Below are 22,539 nucleotides of genomic sequence, written 5' to 3' on the forward strand. Positions count from 1 at the left end.
TACGCTGCATTGGACAATAGCGCCTCGACGATTACTGCTAGCGGGCGATTTTCCCGGCATCGCGCTCGTTCAGCTTCGCGTAAGCCACGTTCCGTAATCTGTGAATCGTCGAAACCCACACAGGAAAACCAAACCATGAAAACACTGACTACCCTGATTACCGCCGCCACCCTCGCCCTCGGCGCCAACCTGGCCATGGCCCGCGACCTTGGACCGGACGAAGCGCTCAAGCTGCGCGATGCCGGCACCATTCAGTCCTTCGAGAAGCTCAACGAGGCAGCGCTGGCCAAGCATCCGGGCGCCACTGTCGAGGAAACCGAGCTGGAGGAAGAATACGGCCGCCACATCTATCAGCTTGAACTGCGTGACGGCAAAGGTGTGCAATGGGACATGGAGCTCGACGCCAAGACCGGCGAAGTGCTCAAGGACCATCAGGACGATTGATGCGACCCACCACTCTTCTCAGCGTTCCCCTGACCATACTGCTCGCCGCCACCCCGGCGGCGGGCCGTGACCTGGATCAGGACGAAGCCCTGCAGCTACGCCACGAAGGGCTGATCATGCCGCTGGAGGCGCTCGTGCAGCGCACCATGGAGCGCTATCCAGGCGCTCGGCTGCTGGAAGCCGAACTGGAAGAAGAAGATGGGATCTACGTCTATGAAATCGAATTGCTCACAGCCGACGGCGTCGCCCGCGAACTTGAATTGGACGCGCGCGACGGCCGCCTGCTCAAGGACGAAGAAGACTGATGCGCCTGTTGTTGGTCGAAGACAATGTGCCGTTGGCCGATGAACTGATCGCCAGCCTTGGCCGCCAAGGCTACGCCACCGATTGGCTGGCCGATGGTCGCGACGCCGATTACCAGGGCGGCAGCGAGCCCTATGACCTGATCGTTCTGGACCTCGGCCTGCCTGGCAAGCCGGGGCTGGAGGTCTTGCGCGCCTGGCGCGCACGCGGTGTTTCCACGCCGGTGCTGGTCCTTACTGCGCGTGATTCCTGGGCCGAACGCATCGAAGGCCTCAAGGCCGGTGCCGACGATTACCTGACCAAACCCTTTCACCCGGAAGAACTGCAGTTGCGCATCCAGGCGCTGCTGCGGCGCGCCCACGGCGTGGCCAATCAACCTTTACTGCAGGTCGGCGGGCTGGCCCTGGACGAAGCGCGCCAGCGTTGCAACCAGGATGGCCAGGACGTCGAACTGACCGCCGGCGAGTTCCGTCTGTTGCGCTACTTCATGCTGCATCCCGGCCAGCTGCTGTCGAAGACCCAGCTGGCCGAACATCTATATGACGGCGAAACCGAGCGCGACTCCAACGTCATCGAAGTGCATGTCAACCGACTGCGCGGCAAGCTCGGTCGCAAGCTGATCGAAACTCGTCGCGGCCAGGGTTATCGCTTCGGCGGCGCGTCTTGAAGTCCATTCAGCGCAGCCTCAGCCTCGGGCTGATTTCAGGCCTGCTGCTGGTCGGTCTGCTATTGGTGCAGACCAGTCTGTGGCTATTCGAAGCCGGCCTGCGGCGCAACCTGGCGATCGACCTGCGGGAAGAGACCGAGGGCCTGCTGATCGCCATGGTCCAAGGCACGGACGGCTTCCAGCTGGACCCGAACCGGCTCAATCCTCGCTATCAGCGGGCGTTTTCCGGCCACTATTTTCGCATCGATCTGCCGACGCGCAGCTGGCGATCCCGCTCGCTGTGGGATGCCGAACCGGCCTGGCCCACCACCAACGGCTTGGCCAGCGACCTCCTCGAAGGCCCGCAGGATCAGCAACTGCTGAGCTTTCGTGCCGAATACCGGCGCGGCGGGCAGACCATCGTCATCAGCGTCGCGCGCGACTACACGCCCGTGCTGAAGAGCTTCGCCCAGGTTCGTCTGGGCGGACTGGGCCTGGTCGGCTTGGCGCTGCTGGTGTTTCTGCTGCTGCAGCGCTATGCGGTTAAGCTCGCCATGCGCCCGTTGGAGCGCGCGCGCCAGCAGATCGCTCAGCTGCAGCAAGGCGAGCGTCAACAGCTGGACATCCAGGCGCCGCTCGAATTGCAGCCGTTGGTGGAACAGATCAATCACCTGCTGGCGCACACTGACGAGACCCTCAAGCGCTCGCGGCACGCCTTGGGCAACCTGGGTCACGCGTTGAAAACGCCACTGGCGGTGCTCGGCAGCCTCATCCGACACGAGGAACTACAGCCTCATCCGCAGTTGCAGGCGGCTCTTCGCGATCAGCTGGAGCAGATCCAGCAACGCGTCGCCCGTGAGCTGGGGCGCGCACGGTTGGCCGGCGACGTGCTACCCGGCGCCTATTTCGATTGCGCCGAAGAACTCGCGCCGCTATTCGAGACGCTGAACATGATCCACCGCCGCGATCTTCATCTGCATTGGCACACGCATGAAGATTGCCGCCTGCCCTGGGATCGAGAAGACATGCTCGAACTGCTCGGCAACCTATTGGACAACGCCTGCAAATTCGCCCGCTCGGAAGTGCTGTTGAGCATCGATCGGACGCCGGGCGGCTACCTCATTCGGGTAGAAGATGACGGACCGGGCATTCCAGAAGACCAACGCGAAGCGGTACTGGAACGCGGTATTCGCCTCGACGAGCGCGCCGAAGGACACGGGCTGGGGCTTGGCATCGTGCGGGATATTCTGGCCGCCTGGAACGGTCGGCTATCGTTGGAACAAAGTTCGCTCGGCGGTTTGCGGGCAAGCGTTCACTTGTCGACGCAGCCGCGCCGCAAAGAATAACCAGGGGGTAAGGAACAGACGGATCGGCGAGGTTTTTACTGGCCGCGCGCCAGCTCGTTACGCATATCTTCCAGGATAGTTTCCACCAACAGGCCGTTCTGTACCTGACGACCGGAGACCATTCGAATGGCTTCGGTGCCGTTGATCGGGTAGCCGACGCGAACGACCAGATAGCCATCGTCCTGCGGCTCCACGCGAGTTTTGTAGTCAGCCGGAAAGTTGTCGGCAAGGTGACGGGACAGGGTTTTCATGAAGACCTCGTGCGCTGAGTCTGAAACAAAGACCTGGCAATGCACTCGGAGATTCCGAACCACTCATCGGATGACTGTCGGTCGACAAAAAACTGTAACGAGCGCGTCCGCCCGGGTTCACTTTCCCTCGCCTCTGCCGTAGGCCAGCCAGGCCAGAACACCCATGCCGGCAAAGGCAGTCGCGGAAAGCAGCAGCGCATTCAATAACAGGCTCATGGTGTCATCGTCCTCGTTTGGCTCGCTTGATGTACGCCCCGAATATATGTAGCTTCGCGCGACACGTCGAGCCACCCGATAGTCGCGTGTAAAGTTTTCCAGCAGATGAGGCGAACATGAAAAGGAAGCAATCGATCAGCCAGATCCGCTGGGACCTGGCGCTGCGCTATCGCCTGATCGAGACGGTGGCCTGGTGGGAAGGTCGTCTGACGACCGGACACCTGATGCAGAGTTTCGGCATCAGCCGGCAACAGGCTTCGAAGGACATCAACACCTACCTGAACGAGCATGCGCCGAAAAACCTTACATATGACCGCCATCTGAAGGGCTACAAGCCAAGCAAGGGGTTCACCCCGCTGTTCATCGATGGCAGCGCCGGCGCCTACCTGCACCTGCTCGACCAGAACCGCGACCGCGCGCCGCATATCGAAGGCCTGGCGCTGGCCTACGCGCATACCGAGGTGCTGCACATGCCTGACCGCAGCATCCGCCCGGAAGTCTTGCGGCCGATTCTGAAAGCCTGCCGTGAAGGGTTGCGGCTGGAAACCGAATACGTATCCCTCGCCCACCCCGACGTCGAAATCCGTGTGATGGCACCGCACACCCTGGTCTTCACCGGAACTCGCTGGCACGTGCGCGCCTACTGCGAGAAGAACCGCGGCTTCCGCGACTTCGTGCTCAGCCGCTTTCGCGGCGAGCCGGACCTGATGGATGAAAGTGACAACACCCAGGACACCGACGAGGCCTGGAACACGCCGGTCGAGGTGATCATCGAGCCCGATGCGCGCCTGACGCCGGAACAGAAGGCGATCATCGCAACCGATTATGGGATGGAGAACGGTGAGTTACTGATTAAAACGCGCGGTGCGCTGGTGCAATACGTGCTGCAGCGGTATCAGATCGATCCCAACACCGTGCAGGCCAATGCAGCGGCGCAGCAGATTCAGGTGAGGAATCTGCAGGGGTTGAAGGGGTGGTTGTACACATGACTCGGCTGCGCAGCGTCGTGCATAGAGGCGAGTTTATCCGTCCATCTTCGCCCGTCTGGCCGGTTGCGAGGGGGACGGCAACGAGCCGGGAGATATATCGCTTCTTGGCTTTTTATAGGGGCGCGTTTGGGCGCGCAGCATTACCGGCTTCGACACCGAAGTTCGGCGCCGCACTTTCATCGGTCGTCACTGCAGGTTGCGCCTCGCACGGCGCGTTACTTTTTCTTGTGTGGCCAAGAAAAAGTAACCAAAAAGAAGGCCACCCCTGCATCCGGGTTTTGCTGCGCAAAACTTCCCTCCCTCCGGCGCCGCTCCGGGGGGCGTCGCGAAGGGCCATCCCTGGCCCATCACTCCTCGCTCGGCGTCCATGCCTCGCGTCCCCCTACGCAACGCCTACGCTCGGCCTCGTGAAGGGGACTCGGGACCGAGGCGTCTGGAAGTTTTTCAGCAGCGACAGCAACAAAGCGCCTTCCTCATTTGAGGACGAACAGGCCGTCAGACGACGCCGAACGCCCCTTTCAGGAGGCCGAATGGAATCCGCGCGGAGGGGAGCGAGCGGCATGGATGCCGCGAGAGGCGTAAAGGGCCATGGATGGCCCTTGTACGCCGCCCCCCGGAGCGCGGATGGAATGAGGGAAGTCTCGCGAAGTGAGACCCGGATGCAGGGGCAAGACCTTTTGGTTCCTTTGGGCGGGGTCGGCCATCCGGCGACTGCCAAAAGGGACTCGCCCAGCAGGGCGAAACCAATGCCCCAGCCAACCCAGCCAATGGGTATCACTCAGCGAACCCAAAGACAAAGCCAAGGCCAAAAGACCTCGCAAGCAAGGACTCGGCGCGCCCCTCGCGGCTACAAAAGCATCTCGCAAATTCTGCGCCCAGCCTCGCATCCAGTCGCGCCCCGCCGCGACTCCAACGAAAAAAGACCCCTCGTATGCGCCTGATCCACACCTCCGACTGGCACCTGGGCCAAACCCTCCACGGCCAGGACCGCGACTACGAACATGCGCAGTTCCTCGCCTGGCTGCTCGACCAACTGATCGCCCATCAGCCCGACGCGCTGCTGATCGCCGGCGATATCTTCGACACCGTCAACCCGCCGCTCAAGGCGCAGGAGCGCCTCTACGATTTCATCGTCCGCGCCCACGAAAAGCTGCCGCAGCTGGACATCGTCATGATCGCCGGCAACCACGATTCTGGCGGGCGCATCGAACTCCCAGGTCCCTTGATGCGACGGCTGAACGCCCACGCTATCGGCCGCATCAGCTGGCTGGCTGACCATCAACTCGACCACGGCCGCTTGCTGGTGCCGCTGCACGATGCCCAGGGCCGGGTCGCCGGCTGGTGCCTCGCCCTGCCCTTTCTGCGCCCGGCGGAGGTTACCGGCGGTGAGGCGGGTGAGGACTACATGGTCGGCATCCGCCATGTGCACCAGCACCTGATTGCCGCGGCCGAAGCGCAGCGCCAGCCCGGCCAGGCGCTGATTGCCATGAGCCACGCGCATATGGCCGGTGGCGCAGTGTCGGAGGATTCGGAACGCAACATCGTCATCGGCAATGCCGAGGCGCTGCCGGCCAGCCTGTTTCCTGAACCCGTCGCCTATGTCGCCCTGGGTCACCTGCACAAGCCGCAGAAGGTCGCCGGACAGGAGCGTATTCGCTACAGCGGCTCGCCGTTGCCGCTGTCGTTCGGCGAGATCAACTACCCGCATCAGGTGCTGCTGGTGAGTTTCGATGGCGATCAGTTGAGCCGGATTGAAAGCCTGCCGGTGCCACGCGCGGTGGCGATGATCCGCATCGGCCGCGCCCCGCTGGCCGAGGTGATCAGTCAACTCGAAGCCCTACCGCCGGTGGGCCTGTTCACCGAGAACCTGCCTTGGCTGGAAGTACGGGTGCAGCTCGACGAGCCTCAGCCCGACCTGCGCCAGCGCATCGAAGTGGCGCTCGCCGGCAAGGCCTGCCGCCTGGTGCGCATCGCCAGCGAATACGCCGGCAAACGCGGCGAGGCCGACTCGGAGGTCCTGCTCGGCCTCGACCAGATCACGCCACAGGAACTCTTCGCCCGCGCCTGGGAAGAACAGTTCGGCAACCCGCCGGACGAGCAGGCGCTGGACGATTTCGCCAGTCTGCTGCAGAGCGTCGAGTTCGCCAGCGAAGGAGACGGCAAATGAAGATCCTCGCCATCCGCCTGAAAAACCTCGCCTCTCTGGCTGGCGAGCAGGTGATCGATTTCACCGCCGAACCCTTGGCCAGCGCCGGCCTGTTCGCTATCACCGGGCCCACCGGGGCGGGCAAGAGCACCATCCTCGATGCCTTGTGTCTGGCGCTGTTCGGCAGCACGCCACGACTCGACGGCGCCTCGCTGCTGAGCAAGGTGCCTGACGGCAACGACGAGATCGGCAGCGGCGACGAACGCAACCTGCTGCGCCGCGGCTGCGCCAGTGGCTATGCCGAGGTGGATTTCGTCGGCGTCGACCAGCATCGCTACCGCGCCCGCTGGGAGGTCAAGCGCGCCCGCGAGAAAGTCGACGGCCGTCTGCAGGCCAGCAACCAGAGCCTGCTGGACCTGGACCGCGACCAGTTGCTGGCCAGCGGCAAGAAGCGTGAATTCAAGGAGCTGCTGGAAGCCAAGCTCGGCCTGACCCTGGCGCAGTTCACCCGCGCGGTGCTGCTGGCCCAGAGCGAGTTTTCGGCGTTTCTCAAGGCCGACGACAACGACCGCGGTACCCTGCTGGAAAAGCTCACTGACACAGGGCTCTACAGCCGCCTGGGCCAGGCTGCCTTCGAAGCGGCCAAGCGCGCCCGCGAAGCGCTGGCTGCGCTGCAACAACAGGCCGGCGGCGTACAGCCACTGGAACCCGAGGCGCGCCAAGCGCTGGAAGCGTTGCATGAGCAACAACAGGCCGAACTCAAGACCCTGCAACAGCAGCTCGAAGCGCTCAAGCAACAGCGCCAATGGTTGCAGGACCTTTCCCGTCTGCAAGGCGAGCGCGACAATGCCCGGCGCCAGCTCGCCGAGGCCGAAGAAGAGCAGCAAAACCTAGCCGATGCCCGGCGCATTCTCGGGCTGTTCGACCAGTTGGCACCGCAACGCCATCGTTTTATTCGTGAACGTGAACTGGCGCCATTGTTGGCCAAGGTCGACGAGACCCTGGCGCGCCATCAGCGCGAGCACACGGACGTGGAGCGCCGCGTCGGGCAATTGGAAGAGGCCTGCCGCGCCTCGACCGAAGCCCTGAAAACCGCCGAACAGCAGCACAAAGCCGCCGAGCCCGGGCTCGCGCGGGCTCGCCGTGAAGAAGAACGCCTGAGCCACCTCGACAACGATCTGCGGGAAGCGCGCGAGCAAGCCGAACAAGCCGAACTGGCGAGCCAGGCCGGCGACACAACGTTGGCCCAGCTGCGCCAGCAACAGGAACAGACGGCCACGCAGCTCGGCGCTCTCGTCGAATCGCTCATGCGCAGCGCCGAATTGCAACCGCTGTGCGCAGCCTGGAGCGGCTACCGGCCACGCCTGCAACAAGCGGTGCAGATTGCGGCTCGGTTGCAACAAGGTCGACAGGAATTGCCGGCGCTGGAAGCCACCGCCATTGCTACCGAAGCCGCGCAAACCACGGCCCGCCAGGCGCTCGAAGAGCTGCAGAAGCAAATCGGCGGTGAAACGAGCCTCGGCGAGCAGCTTGCCAAACTGACGACTGGACTCGAAGCCTCCCGCAAGGCCGAGCGCGGACTTGAAGGCCTGCACAACCTATGGTCTCGCCAGCAACAGTTGGCCAATCAGCAGCGCGCTCTGCAAAGCGAACAAGGCCGCCAGCAGGACGAACTCGATGCCCTCACCCAGGCCGGCAAGCTGGCGCGCGGCGAGCGCGACGAAGCGGAGAAGACGCTGAAGATTTTGCAGGCGCTGCTGGATCGCCAGCGCCTGGCCCGTAGCGCCAACGTCGAGGCCTTGCGCGCCGCGCTGGTACCGGGCGAGCCGTGCAGCGTATGCGGCAGCGCCGAGCATCCCTGGCACGACGGCGACGCGCTGCTCGCCGCCCTCGATCAGCACGATGAGGGCGAAGTCGAGCAGGCGCAACGCCACCTCGCCGCCCAGGACGAAAAACTGCAAGCCCTGCGCGATCAGCACATCGTCCTCTCCACCGGGATCAAACAGAACGGTCAGCGACAGGGGGAAATCGCCGATGAGCTGGCGAAGCTGGAGGCTCAACTCTGCGCCCTGCCCAGCTATTCCGACCTGCTGAGCCAGGCGGAAACGGATCGCCAATCTTGGCTCGACAGCCGTTTGACCACGCTCAAGGCCGACATTGCCCACGCCAATAGCCGTCAACGTGAGCTGCTCAAGTTGCAACAGCGCAGCGAAGAACTGCTGAACGCTGCGCAGCGGGCCCGCGAAACCTGCGTTCAGGCCACCCAGGCCTTGGCCGGGCAGCGCGATGCCATCGCCCGCGACAACGCGCGACTAGAAGAAGAGCTGGCCGAATTCGCCGATCTGATGCCAGCCGCCCTGCTCGCGCGCTGGCGCGAGGCGCCTGCCGATACGTTCATGCAACTGGACGGCCAGGTCGAGGCCCGACGCCAGCAGCTCGAGCAGCAGACCGAGCTGGCAGACGAACAACAGCAGCGCCAGGCAGCACTGGAGCGCGAGCAGCTACAACAACAGCATCGCCTCGACCAGCACAAGGCCTGCACCACCCGTCTCGCCGAGCTGCAAAAACGGGAACAGGCCTGTCGCCAGAGCCTGCGCGAAAGCCTCGGCGAACAGCCCAGCGCCCAGGCCTGGCAGCAGCAATTGGAAAAGGCCATCCAGCTCGCCCGTCATCAGCAGGCCGCAATCGACCGGCAACTGAACGAGGCGCGCCTCGAGCTGACCCGGCTCGCGGGCGAGCAGCACAATTGCGCTCAGCGCCGTGCCGAGCTGCTGGCCGAGCGCAGCACGCTCAGCGAAGAACTCGCGAGCTGGCGCGCCGCGCATCCCGACTTGGACGATGCAACCCTGGAGCAGCTATTGCAGCTGGACGACACGCTGCTCGCCGAAGCGCGTGAACGTCTGCGTGCCAACACCGAACAGCTCGCCCGTGGTCGCGAGCGCCTCGACGGCTGCGAGCAGAGGCTGAAGGCACACCAGTCTGGACAGACGAACCCACCGGACGCCGAAACGCTGGAAACCCAATTCAGTAGTCAGCAAGCCAGCTGCGACAGGGCCGAGCAGCGCAGCACCGAAACCCGCGCCGCACTGCTCGACGACGATCGCCGGCGCAACCAGAGCCAGGCGCTGCTCCAGCAGATCGCCGACGCGACCGCCGAAAGCCAGCGCTGGGGGCGTATTGCCGCCTTGATCGGAACCAGCGACGGCGGGGCCTTCCGCAAGATCGCCCAGGCCTACAACCTCGACCTCCTGGTGCAGCATGCCAACGTGCAACTGCGCCAGCTGGCCAGGCGCTATAGGCTCAAGCGCGGCGGCAGTCCGCTGGGATTGCTGGTGATGGACACCGAGATGGGCGACGAGCTGCGCTCGGTGCATTCGCTGTCCGGCGGCGAAACCTTCCTCGTCTCGCTGGCACTCGCGCTGGGCCTGGCGTCGATGGCGTCGAGCAAGCTGAAGATCGAATCGCTATTCATCGATGAAGGCTTCGGCAGCCTCGACCCCGAATCGCTGCAGATCGCCATGGACGCGCTGGACTCGCTGCAAGCCCAGGGCCGCAAGGTCGCGGTGATTTCGCACGTGGCGCAAATGCATGAACGGATTCCGGTGCAGATCCAGGTGCAACGGCAGGGTAGCGGCCAGAGCGGCCTGCGGATCACCGGAGGGGGCGGCTGAGCAACCGGCCTTGGTGCGAAGTGAAAACGAAACCGGCAGACGTCGCTTGTGGCGGCGCCGCCAGGTTCCGCACGAGGAAGGGTGAAACGGGCCCACCGCTTGTGGCCGTGCGCCTGCCGCGACAACAGGTCATCGCGAACGGCGGCAGCATACGAACCCAAGCTTTCAACAAGCTGTCGATAATCTGAGCCCCGCCGAGCCTGCCGCCATGCCACGAACCCAACCCACCACCGACGCGCTGCGTGCCATGCACGAACAAGGCTACGTGCTGTTGCGCGAGATGCTGCAGCCACGGCAGATCGACGAGGTGCGCGCCGCCATCGACCGCCTCGAACCTATCCATTGGGACTATCAAGGGCTGGTGGATGACCATTACAAATGCGTCTTCAATCGCGACCCACTCTGGCTGCCCTACCTCGACCTGCCAGGCGTCATCGAGCTCGTCGAAGCCTGCCTAGGCGCGGACTGCCATGTGATCGGCCAAACCGCCTGGCGCAGCCATCCGGGCTTCGTCGGTGGTGAGTTGCACGCCGATTACCTGGCGATGGAATTGCCGGAGGCGTTGCTGGCCGACCCCACCTTCAGGCTACCGATGCAGGTTTGCACGGCGCACATCTATCTCGACCGGATCGATGCGGACCTCTGCCCCACCCGCGTGATTCCCGGCAGTCACCGCGCCGGCCGTAAACCGCGCATGGGCGAAACCGATTGGAAGGGCCGTGAGCCGGAGCCGGTACTTTGCGATGCGGGCGACGTCCTGCTGTTTCGCAGCGACCTCTGGCACGCCGGCAGCCGCAACCGCACCGCCGACCGCAGCCGCTATCTGCTGCAGGTGCACTACGGCCGGCGCATGGTCGCGCAGAAGTTCTCGCCCTATTTGCAGTGGCATTTCAATCCCGACGTGCTGGGGGCGGCCACACCCCGGCAGCGACGCCTGCTGGGCGAGCACGAGGCCTCGGAATACGACTGAGCGTACAGCCCCTTTGGCATAGCTTCTGCAAAGCAGGACAGACCGGCCGCCGCATGCGGCCCGCCCAGTCCGACTCGCCAGTCCACCTCGAGAGGTATCGCCGATGATTTCCTGCCGCAGCCAAGTCACCCAAATGATCGTGTCCGCCAAGGTGCGGAAAAACCTCAGATGGGGCGATATCGCCGAGTCCATGGGCATGTCGAAGGAGTGGACGACAGCCGGCTGCCTGGGCCAGATGGCCTTCGACAAGGCTCAGGCGGAAACCCTTGGCAAGCTGTTCGAGCTGCCTGACGAGGCCGTGGCCTGGCTGCAGATCGTGCCCTATAAAGGCTCACTGCCGACCACGGTGCCCACCGATCCCCTGATCTATCGCTGGTACGAACTGGTCAACGTCTATGGCAGCACCATCAAGGAACTGATCCATGAAGAATTCGGTGACGGCATCATGAGCGCCATCGACTTCTCCATGAACATTCAGCGCCAACCGGATCCTAAAGGAGACCGTGTCAATGTGGTGCTCTCCGGCAAGTTCCTGCCCTACAAGAGCTACTGACCGATCAGCGAGGCAGGGCCTCAGGGCACGTTCGTGCCGAGCAGTTGCGCATTGGCCTGCTGCTCCTGTTCCTCGCTCAGTCGCAGCTGCGTCAGATAGGCCGCCAGCACCTCGATGTCCGCCTCGGACAGCTTGTCGGCGATGCCGATCATCACCGAATCGGCTCGGCTCGGGTCATGGGTACGGAAACGGTTCAGCGCCTTGCTGAGGTATTCGGCAGGCTGCCCCGCCAGCCGCGGTATGGTCTCCCGGCCTTGCGCATGGGCGCCGTGACAACCGGTGCAGGTACGCTGGAACAGCGCCGCGCCACGCTGGATCTGCGCCGCATCGCCGGTAACTGCGGAGGGCACGACCTTCTGCTGGCTGAAATAGACGGCAATGTTGACGCGGTCTTCGAGCGTCAGGTTCTTCGCCAGCTTCGACATCACGAAGTCGATGCGCTCGCCGTTGGCGAATTTCTCGAACGAGTGGAACAGGTAGACCGGATTCTGCGAGGCCAGGTTGGGAATATGCGGACGCTTGCTGTTGCCGTTCTCCCCATGGCAATAGCCGCAGAACAGCATGCGTTCCTGGCCGGCTGCATAGGCCTGTTCACGCCGCGCGGTATCGTCCATCAGGTATCGGAAGCGCTCCATCGCCTCCTCGCTGGCGTGGACGAAAGGAGCGAGGCAACTGAGCAGAACAAGGATGAATAAGCGCATGGGAGGTCCGGCACGGGTGAATATCGAAACGCGTAGCAGCCCGGACTATAAGGAGAAAAACAGCCTCGACACTGGCTCAAGTCAATAAAGACGCACACTGCAGCGCACACCGGCCTGCATCGGGAATTCGTTCGCACTGTTCATCGTGCGTATCGCTCCGAAATAGCGCACACCGCACCGCCGCATCTCGTCGATGCCCCATGCGCCACACTGCGCGTTATTGCCACATTGACCCGATGAGATAAAACTGAAGCCGTCGCATGCGCAATGCACACAGCCGCCTCGTATTCGACTAAAGTAGCGGCCCTTTTTGCCAGCACGAGCCGCGCACCATGCTAGATGGACATGCCGAACTGACCATGACCGTACTGATGACCCCGGACAAGGCCAACTTTTCCGGTAACGTCCATGGCGGCACGCTGCTGAAGTACCTCGATGAAGTCGCCTACGCCTGCGCCAGCCGTTACGCCGGGCAGTACGTGGTCACGCTGTCCGTGGATCAGGTCAACTTTCGCCAGCCCGTGCACGTCGGCGAGCTAGTGACCTTTCTCGCCTCGGTCAACTATGTCGGGACCACCTCGATGGAAATCGGCATCAAGGTCATCACCGAAGACATCCGGCAGAAAACCGTTCGCCACACCAACAGCTGCTTCTTCACTATGGTGGCGGTCGGCGAAGACGGTCGCCCCGCGCCTGTGCCCACCCTGCAGCCGCAAACCCCCGATCAGAAGCGCCGCTTCGCCCAGGCGCAGCACCGCCGGCAGATTCGTCGCGAGCTGGAAGAGCGCTACCGGGCGATCAAGGACGACTACTGAGGCGAGCAAACGCACCGTCCCGCGAACGTTATCGCGGGACCTGACGGCGGCGCCTGTGAAGCGAGACCGCAACGGCAGCAAAAAAACCCTATACAATCCGCGGCTTTTCGCATCCGCCATCCGAGGATTCGCCATGAGCGCTCTGCCAGCCTGCCCCCAATGCAACTCCGAATACACCTACGAAGACGGCCAGATGCTGGTCTGCCCGGAGTGTGCGCACGAGTGGTCTGCCAACGCGACCGAGCCGACTGGTGATGAGCAGAAGGCAATCAAGGATTCGGTGGGCAACACCCTGCAGGACGGTGACACCGTTACAGTGATCAAGGACCTCAAAGTCAAGGGCTCGTCGCTGGTGGTCAAGGTCGGCACCAAGGTCAAGAACATCCGCCTGGTAGATGGCGACCATGACATCGACTGCAAGATCGACGGCATCGGCGCGATGAAGCTGAAGTCCGAGTTCGTACGCAAGGTCTGACGAGCACACGCCTACAGGCCAGCATCAGAGCGACCCGACCGCGTCCGGATCGATCGCCCGCTGGCGCCTGCACCCTGCTCTACTTACTCGCGGCTCAGATCGATCCCCATCACCAACGGATCATGATCCGAGGCCCGATAGGGTTCGCTGCTGTACAGCAACGACTGCTGGCGTGGCGTCTTGAACTCCAGGTTGTAATCTAGCACCCGCGGCTCGTCGGCGTTGATGTGCCACTCGGTGGCGTCCTTGACCTGTGCTGCCAGACTGGCGCTGGCGAGACCGTGATCGAGGTAGCCCGACTGTCCGGCGAACACATAGGAATAGGCGTTGCCTTCACCGAAGCGCGCCAGCAGATCCGTATAGCCCGCCGCGCGAATCACATTGATCGGATCTTCCTTGGCGTAGGCATTGAGGTCGCCGAGGATCAGGCGGTCCGGATCGTATGATCGGGTCGGATCGCGCCCCAGCCAGTCGACCAACGCCTGGGCGGCCTGCACGCGGGTCAGGTTGCAGTTGCCCTGGCCGTCGCCCATGTCCTTGTCGCCGATGTCATCGCAACTCGACCCCTTGGACTTGAAATGATTGACGACCACGGTCAGCCGCTCGCCGCTGCGGCGCTCGCGGAAGGTCTGCGCGAGCGCCGGGCGGTTCCGGGTGTCGTTGAAACGCGGATCGACCGAACCGTCCAGCACCGCGGCATCCTTGTGCGGGCTGACGATGTCCGTGCGGTAGATCAGGCCGACAGCGATCTCGTCGGTGCCCAACCGATTGCGCCGCGGATCGATGAAGGCATAGCGATCGCGCTCGGGTGAGGCCGCGTTGAGGCCGACCACCAGATCGGCGATGGCGCTGTTCTCACCGTAGCCGTCGTTCTCGATTTCCATCAGCCCGATGATATGGGCGTCCGCGCCGAGAATCGCGGCGATGATCTTGTCGCGCTGACGTTTGAACTCTTCCAGGGAGTGGGCGCCGCGCGAGGTCGGGAAACCACTACCGCGACCGTCACCGTTGAAGTAGTTGAGCACGTTGAAGCTCGCTACCCGCAGTCGCCCGCCGATAGGCTCCGGCGAGTCCGGCCTGGGGTTCTTCGCCACGAACTGCGGTTGTTGCGTCGGCTGCACCCGGTAGCTACCGGCCAGGTAATGCAGCACACCGCGCACGTCGCTTACCTCATAGCCGACCCGCAGCGTCCGGTAGGCATCGAGCTCGGGCGAGGGGTAGCGGATCGGATCCGGATTCTGCCCGCTGCGCCCGTCGTCGAGGATGATCCGGTTGAGGTCGTTCTGTGCCTGCAGACGTTGCGCCGGCTCGCCGGGCGACACCTTGTTGGTTGGAATCCACAGCCGTCCACCGGACGACAACACCACCTCGCCATAGCGGCCCAGGTCATATACCTCGCTGACGGTGAGGGTCTGCGTGAGGCGCACCTGCATACCTTCGTACCGTTCCAGCTCATCGGGCGAGGCAAGCGGCAAGCGGATCTGCGCCACGCTGGGCAGCGGCTGCGCTTTGGCGACCAGACTGATCTGAGGAGACGTCAACTCCGTGAGGCCGTTGTATTCGGTGACCAATCCGCGTACCTGGACCCGATCGCCCACCTGCACATCCACGCCGTTGCCTTTCCCATAGACGTACAGGCCCTCGGAGGTGAGCGGGTCGTTATCCGTCTCGCTGTCCGGCGCCTGGATGAAGAAGCCGCCCAACTCGCCTTCGTCTTGGCCATTGTTCTGAAAATCAGCTACCACGATCCCTTCGACGATGACCGACTGATTGACTAGCGGGCTGCTATCACCCGTTCCCTGCACCTCGGCAATCGAGCGCCGCCCCGCATCTTCCCCGCCCGGCTCGCCTTCGCCGTACTGGCCCAGGTGGGCGAAGGTATTGACGGCATAACCCTGCCATTCCGTGGCCGGATCGAAGGTGTCGCTGGGGTCGCGATCACCGGTTGAGACCGACACCCTGCGCGTCAGGGTACGATCGGCCGTCTGCGTTTGCCCCGATCCCCAGGCGCTGCCCGGATCGACGCCGAGCTGGCCGATGCTATCGAGAATCTCCCCGGACGGCCCGCGCAACACGATGGCATCGTCGCCGTTGTACCAGCTGCCGCTGCCTCGCTGATTCGCCATGGTCTGCAGGGCCGAATCGGCGCTTTCGTGGACCAGCACATGCACGCCGCTCGGCGCGACCTCACCGGCCAGACCGATGCTCCGCCCGCTGCTGGTCGATCCGTTGAAATAGAAGTCGATCCTATAGCCGTCGAGCGGGACCGCCGTCTCGCCGGGGTTGTAGAGCTCCAGCGCCTTGTTATTGCCGCTGCCCTCGATGTATTCGGAAATCAGCAGCTCGGCGGACGCCATCGACTGCGCGCCCAGCGAGACGACTGCCAGCAGTGCGGCGGCCAGGGGATGCGGCATGAAACGGACATTGCGGCGCATGGGTGTCGCTCCGTAGGCTCAGGCGTGTTGGGGTTCGAGGGTTTTGGAGAAGACCGAAGCGCCGTCGATGTCTCGAAGGGTGACGCTCAGGGTGCCACTGCGTGAATCGATTTCGACTTCACCGAAGAACTGGAAACCGGCATAAGGTGATGCGTTGGCGGTCGGCGGCGCCTTCTGGAAAACCGCCTCCGGACCGAAGGTCGCATCCAATGGATTGGGCCCGAAGCTGCCGGCATTCAGGGGCCCGGCGACGAATTCCCAGAACGGATCGAATTCCTGGAAGGCGGCGCGGTTGGGATGATAGTGGTGCGCCGCGCAATAGTGCACATCAGCCGTCAGCCAGACCGTGTTACGCACCCGATATCGCTGGATGAAGCCCAGCAGCTCGGCGATTTCCAGTTCCCGTCCCAACGCCGGGCCGTCCTGGCCATTGGCGATCGCTTCCCAGCGCGGCCGGCCGGCGGTATCGGTGCCATCCGGCACGTGCAGGCCGATGGGCATGTCGGCCGCGATGACTTTCCAGGTCGCGCGTGAACGGCGCAGCTCGCGCTTCAGCCAGGCCAGCTGCTCGGCACCGAGGAACGCGGTCTCGGCACTCTGTTCCGGCTGCAGGTTGTGCGTATTGGCACCACGATAGCTGCGCATGTCCAGCACGAACACGTCCAGCTGCGGGCCATAGGCGATCTTGCGGTAGACACGCCCCGAGGCATCCCGGCCTACCAGGCGCATCGGCGCGTATTCGAGGAATGCCTGGCGGCCACGACGGGCCAACAGCTCGATGTCCTTGACCTGATAGCGCTCGTCCAGCGTCTTGCCCGGCGACCAGTTGTTGGTCACCTCATGATCGTCCCACTGCCAGATCTGCGGCACCTCGGCATTGAACTGGCGCAGATTATGATCGAGCAGGTTGTAGCGATAGTTGCCGCGAAATTCGTCGAGCGTTTCGGCCACCTTGCTCTTGGCCTCAGTGACGATGTTGCGCCAGAGACGCCCGTCTTCGGCCTGCACTTCAGCCTGGATCACACCATCGGCGTAAATCGCATCGCCACTCTGGAGGAAGAAATCCGGGCGACGCTGGCGCATCGCTTCATAGATACGCATACCGCCGAAATCGGCGTTGATGCCCCAGCCCTGGCCACAGGTGTCGCCGCCCCAGACGAAACGGATGTCGCGCGCGCGCCGGGGCGCAGTGCGCAGATGCCCCAGCCAGGGTTCGCTCCGGACATGGTCGCGGGCGTCTTCGAAGCAGGCGCGGTAGAAAATAGACTGATCCGAGGGCAGGCCGCGCAGATCGATCCGCGCAGTGAAGTCCAGGCGCTCGTCAGTGACCGGTGATCTCATCTGCCGGGGATTGGTGAAACCGCTAGTGGTGTCCCACTCGACCACCAGCCGTGCAGGTCGATCGCAGCGGCTCCAGATCACCGCGCGATCGGCCAGCACATCACCGGACTGAACGCCGTCGGTGATCCAGGGGCGCGCCGTGGGTGCCGCGATGATGGCAGGCGAAACGCCAAGCGCCGGTAGCGCCAAGCCAGCGCCGATGCCCTGCACCAGACGGCGGCGTGTGCGGTCCAGTTCGTTATTGGTTGGTTCGGTCATGATCGGTCCCCTTCGACTGTGGCTGAAGAAGGGTTTAAGCGACACGCTTGACAGAACCGTGACGCACAGACGAACGGTCGTCAAAAAAACGTACCTATCGATTCAGGTACACATGCCATCGAGCCGTTCAGGACTTGCGACCGTCACCCAAAAGCCGGCGAGACCTGAGCTTCACCCCGAAAGAGCACCGGTCGCGATGTGGCACACACTCATGAATCCGGCGATGGGTTATGTTCGCAGTGTCAAATCCAGGAGCACTCCCATGCGGCGTTATCTGTTCGTTTCTTCACTCATCGCCTCTCTCGCACTCACCGCCTCTGCTGCTCAGGCAGGGGTGCTGATCAATAGCCCGTACTGGGTCGTCGGTCTGACCTGTGCCAACAATCAAGAGTGCTACGCCGCCAGCAACGGCAGCTACACGGGCTCACTGAACGGCGCGCGGCGCTTCGAAGACCAGGCAAGGGCCGTGAAGTTTTTGAACAGCCTGACATCCAGCCTGCGAGACAAGTCCCCACGGCTTGAGCAGCATACGGAACAGCAATGCGTGGAGCCCAGTGATAACCGCAGATACCACGGGCAGCCCTGCTGAGTGACCGGGAATCCCACGTGTCCAACGCGGTGATACCCGCCAGCCGCCCTCTTCCCTAGCGAGACTAGAAAGAAGAGGGTGTGGCCATTGTGTTTCCTCCCAATCGTCCTATTTCTCGCCCTCGTCGAGCGTCCAAGCGATCACCGAGTCGCCGATCTTGGTGCCGAACGAACCATGCCCGCCGGCCATCTGCACCACGTACTGCTTGCCGGTCTTTTCCGACACATAGGTGATCGGCGTCGCCTGGCCGCCGGCGGGCAAGCGCCCTTTCCACAATTCTTTGCCGTTCTGCATGTCATAGGCGCGCAGGTAGTAGTCCAGGGTGCCGCTCATGAAGGCGACACCGCCAGCAGTCACGATCGGCCCGCCCAACGCCGGTGTACCGACGGGCAGCGGAATGCCCAACGGCGCACTATCGCGGCTGGTGCCATTCTTGTGCATCCAGATCTTCTTCATGGTGCGCAGGTCGACGGCCGTGACATAGCCCCACGGCGGCGTCTGGCATGGCAGGCCCAGCACCGACAGCAGCGGCCCCAGTCTGACCATGTAAGGTGCGCCAAGGTTGGGCTGTAGACCGGTCTCGCCGCCACCGGAACGCTCGTCAGGGTCGACCTCACTGCGCTTGACCATCGTCGAAACGAATGCCAGATAGTTCGGTGCGCCGAATAACAGTTGCCGGCTGGGGTCAACCGCAACCGATGGCCAGTTGAAGGTGCCGACGTTGCCTGGATAGATCAGCGAGCCCTTCTGCGACGGCGGCGTGAAGTCACCGTCATACCGCAGCTTGCGGAACTGGATGCGGCACATCATCTGATCAAGCGGCGTGCCGCCCCACATGTCGCGCTCGCGCAACGGTTCGTCAGGCGCATAGCTGAGCGCCGACGCCGGCTGAGTCGGGGCGGTAAAGTCACCATAATCGGTGCCCTGCGGTACGGAAAACTCCTCGACCGGTACGATGGGCTTACCAGTGCGACGGTCGAGCACGTAAAGGTCACCGCGCTTGGTCGGCTGGATGATCGCCGGAACCTTGCCCTGCGGCCCGTCGATGTCCACCAGGGTCGGCTGGGAGGGCAGGTCGCGGTCCCATAGGTCATGGTGCACGGTCTGGAACTCCCAGCGCACCTTGCCGGTTTCCAGATCCAGCGCGACCAGGGTCGCGGTGAAGCGCTCGGCCTCCGGCGTGCGCGGTTCAGCCCACTGGTCCGGCGTCTGGTTGCCGGTGGGGATGTACACCAGGCCCAGCGATTCATCCGCGGTGGCGACAGTCCAGGAGTTTGGGGTGCTGCGTACATAGGTCTCGCCCGGCGCCAAAGGCTCGGTGGCGTCGGGATTGCCCGGATCGAAATTCCACATCAACCGACCATTGCGTACGTCGTAAGCACGAATGACGCCGCCGGGAGAATCCACCGCACCATTATCGGTGACCGATCCGCCCACAATGACCAGTTTCTCGGTCACTACCGGCGGCGATGTTGGCAGGTAGACGCCCAGCGCGCCTTCACCGAGGCCGGCCTTGAGATCCACCACACCGCCATCACCGAAGTCTTCGCACGGCTTGCCGTCCTCGACATCGAGGGCAATCAGCGTGCTGTCGTTGGTGGGCAGGAACAACCGACGCTCGCAGCGCGCCGTCGGCTGATCCGGTTGTGCAGGCGCGCCCGCGCCATAGGCCGTGGCGTCGTGAAACGCGAGGCCGCGGCAGGTCATGTGCTGGTAATACTCGGCATCGCGGTTGATGCTCGGATCGAAGCGCCAGCGCTCCTCGCCGGTGTCGGCGTCCAGCGCGATGGCGATGCTGTGTGGTGTACAGATGAAGAGGTTGTCACCGACCTTGAGCGGCGTCACCTCGTAGGTGAACTCACCGGGATCGTTCGGTCCGGGCAGGTCGCCGGTGTGGTATTCCCAGGCCTTTTCCAGCGTTCCGACGTTCTCGGGGGTGATCAGATCGGCGGCAGAATAGCGATCGCCCTGGGCCGAGCCCCCGTAGGCCGGCCAACCACTCGCCGAACGTCCGGCTTGTCCGTCGGGACTAGCGCCCTGCATCTGCGCGTCGCTGAACTCACCCTGGATCGATGAGTAATCCTGCGTCAGCGAATAGCCTGCCATCAGCGCACCGGCCAGCAACCCTAGACCGAGCAAACCGCTGGCGCCGTCGCGCCAAACCAGGCGGTCATCCACATAGCGATTGACGAAAGGCAGGATCAGCCAAAGTCCGAGGATGCACCAAAGGTCGATCCGCGGCGCTAGCTGCCACCAGTCGAAACGGACCTCGTAAACCGTCCAGGCCAGCGTTCCCAACAGCAGCAACGCGTACAGCCAGATCGCCGCACGATGCCGGAGGAACAGCAGCGCGGCGACCACCAGCAGGCCGATGCCGGCGACCAGGTAGTACCAGGATCCTCCCAACGTCGCGAGGTAGCCGCCACCGACGGCCATCAGCGCGCCCAGCACCAGCACGACAATGGCGGTCAGCGTGATACGCAAGGGGCGGGGCCCGTATTCGATACTCATCCAGACTCTCCTGCCGATTTCATTTACAAACGGCTGGCGAAACGTTCTGATACAAAGCGTCAGCCAGCTATTAGTGGATACGACAGCGAGGCCTTAGTTCACGCTTTTTACGCACTCGCTCAAGCCACCGCACCAACAGCCAGCGGCTGTACCTCGGGCTTTTTGATCACCGCGTAGATCACCCCGGTCACCAGACTGCCTGCCAGAATCGCCAGCAGATACAGCAGCGCGTGATTGATGGCGTTGGGAATCAGCAGCACGAACAGGCCGCCGTGGGGCGCCAGCAACTTCGCACCGAAGGCCATCGACAGCGCACCGGTCAGGGCGCCACCGGCAATGCTGGCCGGGATCACCCGCAGAGGGTCTTTTGCGGCGAAGGGGATCGCGCCCTCGGAAATGAAGCAGCAGCCCAACACCAGCGCGGCCTTGCCGGCTTCGCGCTCGGTCTGGGCGAATTTGCGCCGAGCGATCAGCGTGGCGATGGCCATGCCGATCGGCGGCACCATCCCCGCGGCCATGGTGGCGGCCATCGGCGCGTAGCTCTGCGAGGCGAGCAGGCCAACCGAGAAGGCATAGGCCGCCTTGTTCACCGGGCCGCCGAGGTCGACGCACATCATGCCGCCGAGCAGCAGCCCGAGCAGGATGGCGTTGGAGGTACCCATGGTGTCGAGGAACTCGGTGAGCCCGGCTAGCATCTTCGCTACCGGCGTGCCGACGATGTAGATCATCACCAGACCGGTGAACAGGCTGGCCAGCAGCGGGATAATCAGGATCGGCTTGAGCGACTCGATACTGGCCGGCAGCGGAACCCAGCGATTGACCGCCTTGGCCGCGTAACCGGCGACGAAGCCGGCGATAATCCCACCGATGAAGCCTGCCCCGAGGGTGCCGGCCAGCAGCCCGCCGATCATCCCCGGCGCCAGGCCCGGCCGGTCGGCTATCGAGTAGGCGATGTAGCCGGCCAGGAGCGGCACCATCAGCTTGAATGCCGTCTCGCCACCGATCTGCATCAAGGCTGCGGCCAGGGTGCCCTCCTCTTTGAACGCCTCGATACCGAAGACGAACGACAGCGCAATCAGCAAGCCACCGGCCACGACCATCGGCAGCATGTAGGACACGCCGGTGAGCAGGTGTTTGTAGACACCGGTCTTCTCGCCCTTCTGCTCGGTCCCGCTGCTACTGGCAGCCACGCTGCCGCTGAGCACCGCGGCCTCTTCCAGCGCGCGGTCGAGGGTCGCATCAGGTTGCTTCAGCGCGACACCGGTGCCGCAGCGGAACACCCGCTTGCCGGCAAACCGGGCGACGTCCACTTCGATGTCCGCAGCCAGCAAGACCACGTCCGCCTCTTCGATGGCCTGGGGCTCGAGCACATTGCGCGCGCCCACCGAGCCACGGGTTTCCACCTGCAGGGCGTAGCCTTTGCGCGCGGCCGCTTGCTGCAGGGCTTCGGCCGCCATGAAGGTGTGCGCAACGCCGGTCGGGCAGGCGGTGATGGCGACCAGCTTGGGCTTGCCGCTGGTGTGCACGGCATCCGCTCCGTCGTCCTGCTGCAACTCGGTGGCACCGTCCGCGGCACTGCGCAGGAACGCTTCGGGATCGAGCAGAGCTTCGGACGGCGTCGATTGAGCGACACGCTTGCCGATGAAACGCTGCAACGAAAGCGGCCCGGTCTTCACCACGACGACCAGATCGGCACTGGCGATCTGCGCAGGGGTCAGCGGCGAACCGATGGCTTTGGGATCGTGGACCTCCACGGAGGTCGACCAGCCCAGACGATGGGCGGCCGCTTCGAGCAGGCGTGACGTGAGCACGCTGGTGACCATTCCGTTGGGGCAGGCCGTGACGATGAGAAGATTCATTCCTTCACCTCTTATTCGAA

Annotated in this window: 18 protein-coding genes; 12 read left to right on the forward strand and 6 right to left on the reverse strand. The window is 63.6% G+C overall.

Annotated elements, in window-relative coordinates:
• The first annotated feature begins 135 nt into the window (after positions 1 to 135).
• Genes UF78_RS17740 through UF78_RS17755 form a run of 4 tightly spaced genes read left to right on the forward strand, consistent with a single transcriptional unit; the run spans position 136 to position 2,739 of the window.
• Positions 136 to 444: a PepSY domain-containing protein gene (locus UF78_RS17740; RefSeq protein ID WP_045163541.1), complete on the forward strand. Its 309-nt coding sequence runs from the start codon at positions 136 to 138 to the stop codon at positions 442 to 444.
• Positions 444 to 749: a PepSY domain-containing protein gene (locus UF78_RS17745; RefSeq protein WP_045163542.1), complete on the forward strand. Its 306-nt coding sequence runs from the start codon at positions 444 to 446 to the stop codon at positions 747 to 749. The genes UF78_RS17740 and UF78_RS17745 overlap by 1 nt, the downstream gene beginning before the upstream one ends.
• Positions 749 to 1,414, forward strand: coding sequence for a response regulator transcription factor (locus UF78_RS17750; RefSeq protein ID WP_045163543.1), 666 nt, complete (start codon positions 749 to 751; stop codon positions 1,412 to 1,414). The genes UF78_RS17745 and UF78_RS17750 overlap by 1 nt, the downstream gene beginning before the upstream one ends.
• Positions 1,411 to 2,739, forward strand: coding sequence for a sensor histidine kinase (locus tag UF78_RS17755; protein WP_045163544.1), 1,329 nt, complete (start codon positions 1,411 to 1,413; stop codon positions 2,737 to 2,739). The genes UF78_RS17750 and UF78_RS17755 overlap by 4 nt, the downstream gene beginning before the upstream one ends.
• Positions 2,740 to 2,774: 35 nt before the next feature.
• On the opposite strand, the gene UF78_RS17760 is transcribed toward UF78_RS17755, so the two are convergent.
• Positions 2,775 to 2,990 (reverse strand): hypothetical protein, encoded by a 216-nt coding sequence (locus UF78_RS17760; protein ID WP_045163545.1) that lies wholly within the window; start codon positions 2,988 to 2,990, stop codon positions 2,775 to 2,777.
• Between the two features lie 332 nt (positions 2,991 to 3,322).
• On the opposite strand from UF78_RS17760, the gene UF78_RS17765 reads away from it, so the two are divergent.
• From UF78_RS17765 to cynS, 5 genes are all read left to right on the forward strand, one after another.
• On the forward strand, positions 3,323 to 4,195 hold the full coding sequence (locus UF78_RS17765) for a helix-turn-helix transcriptional regulator (RefSeq protein WP_045163546.1): 873 nt from the start codon (positions 3,323 to 3,325) through the stop codon (positions 4,193 to 4,195).
• 931 nt (positions 4,196 to 5,126) lie between these two features.
• Positions 5,127 to 6,362 (forward strand): exonuclease SbcCD subunit D C-terminal domain-containing protein, encoded by a 1,236-nt coding sequence (locus UF78_RS17770; RefSeq protein ID WP_045163547.1) that lies wholly within the window; start codon positions 5,127 to 5,129, stop codon positions 6,360 to 6,362.
• Positions 6,359 to 10,012: an AAA family ATPase gene (locus tag UF78_RS17775; RefSeq protein WP_045163548.1), complete on the forward strand. Its 3,654-nt coding sequence runs from the start codon at positions 6,359 to 6,361 to the stop codon at positions 10,010 to 10,012. The genes UF78_RS17770 and UF78_RS17775 overlap by 4 nt, the downstream gene beginning before the upstream one ends.
• Before the next feature lie 208 nt (positions 10,013 to 10,220).
• Positions 10,221 to 10,982 carry a phytanoyl-CoA dioxygenase family protein gene (locus tag UF78_RS17780; RefSeq protein ID WP_045163549.1) on the forward strand — a complete coding sequence of 254 codons (762 nt, stop codon included), beginning with the start codon at positions 10,221 to 10,223 and terminating at the stop codon, positions 10,980 to 10,982.
• A gap of 103 nt (positions 10,983 to 11,085) precedes the next feature.
• Positions 11,086 to 11,535, forward strand: coding sequence for a cyanase (gene cynS / locus UF78_RS17785; RefSeq protein ID WP_045163550.1), 450 nt, complete (start codon positions 11,086 to 11,088; stop codon positions 11,533 to 11,535).
• Positions 11,536 to 11,555: 20 nt separating this feature from the next.
• Here the strand turns inward: cynS and UF78_RS17790 are convergent, their stop codons facing one another.
• A complete protein-coding gene (locus UF78_RS17790) occupies positions 11,556 to 12,236 on the reverse strand; it encodes a c-type cytochrome (protein ID WP_045163551.1) in 681 nt (226 codons plus the stop codon).
• Between the two features lie 332 nt (positions 12,237 to 12,568).
• On the opposite strand from UF78_RS17790, the gene UF78_RS17795 reads away from it, so the two are divergent.
• Complete coding sequence (locus tag UF78_RS17795) at positions 12,569 to 13,051, forward strand: acyl-CoA thioesterase (protein ID WP_045163552.1); 483 nt, start codon at positions 12,569 to 12,571, stop codon at positions 13,049 to 13,051.
• Between the two features lie 133 nt (positions 13,052 to 13,184).
• Positions 13,185 to 13,526 (forward strand): zinc ribbon domain-containing protein YjdM, encoded by a 342-nt coding sequence (locus tag UF78_RS17800; RefSeq protein WP_045163553.1) that lies wholly within the window; start codon positions 13,185 to 13,187, stop codon positions 13,524 to 13,526.
• Positions 13,527 to 13,609: 83 nt separating this feature from the next.
• On the opposite strand, the gene UF78_RS17805 is transcribed toward UF78_RS17800, so the two are convergent.
• Together UF78_RS17805 and UF78_RS17810 are read right to left on the reverse strand one after the other, a co-directional pair.
• Positions 13,610 to 15,961, reverse strand: coding sequence for an ExeM/NucH family extracellular endonuclease (locus UF78_RS17805; protein WP_423831487.1), 2,352 nt, complete (start codon positions 15,959 to 15,961; stop codon positions 13,610 to 13,612).
• Between the two features lie 18 nt (positions 15,962 to 15,979).
• The gene (locus UF78_RS17810) at positions 15,980 to 17,560 is read right to left on the reverse strand and encodes an alkaline phosphatase D family protein (protein WP_045163554.1); all 1,581 of its coding nucleotides are present in this window, start codon (positions 17,558 to 17,560) and stop codon (positions 15,980 to 15,982) included.
• A gap of 262 nt (positions 17,561 to 17,822) precedes the next feature.
• Here UF78_RS17810 and UF78_RS17815 point away from each other — a divergent pair, with 262 nt between their 5' ends.
• Positions 17,823 to 18,149: a hypothetical protein gene (locus UF78_RS17815; protein ID WP_045163555.1), complete on the forward strand. Its 327-nt coding sequence runs from the start codon at positions 17,823 to 17,825 to the stop codon at positions 18,147 to 18,149.
• 108 nt (positions 18,150 to 18,257) lie between these two features.
• On the opposite strand, the gene UF78_RS17820 is transcribed toward UF78_RS17815, so the two are convergent.
• Entirely contained in the window at positions 18,258 to 20,660 is a 2,403-nt protein-coding gene (locus UF78_RS17820) for a membrane-bound PQQ-dependent dehydrogenase, glucose/quinate/shikimate family (RefSeq protein ID WP_045163556.1), read from the reverse strand.
• A gap of 119 nt (positions 20,661 to 20,779) precedes the next feature.
• Positions 20,780 to 22,519, reverse strand: a complete 1,740-nt coding sequence (locus UF78_RS17825; RefSeq protein WP_045163557.1) for a PTS fructose-like transporter subunit IIB — start codon at positions 22,517 to 22,519, stop codon at positions 20,780 to 20,782.
• Positions 22,520 to 22,539: the final 20 nt, after the last annotated feature.

It is taken from the genome of Stutzerimonas stutzeri, from assembly GCF_000952685.1.
Lineage (GTDB): Bacteria > Pseudomonadota > Gammaproteobacteria > Pseudomonadales > Pseudomonadaceae > Stutzerimonas > Stutzerimonas stutzeri_E.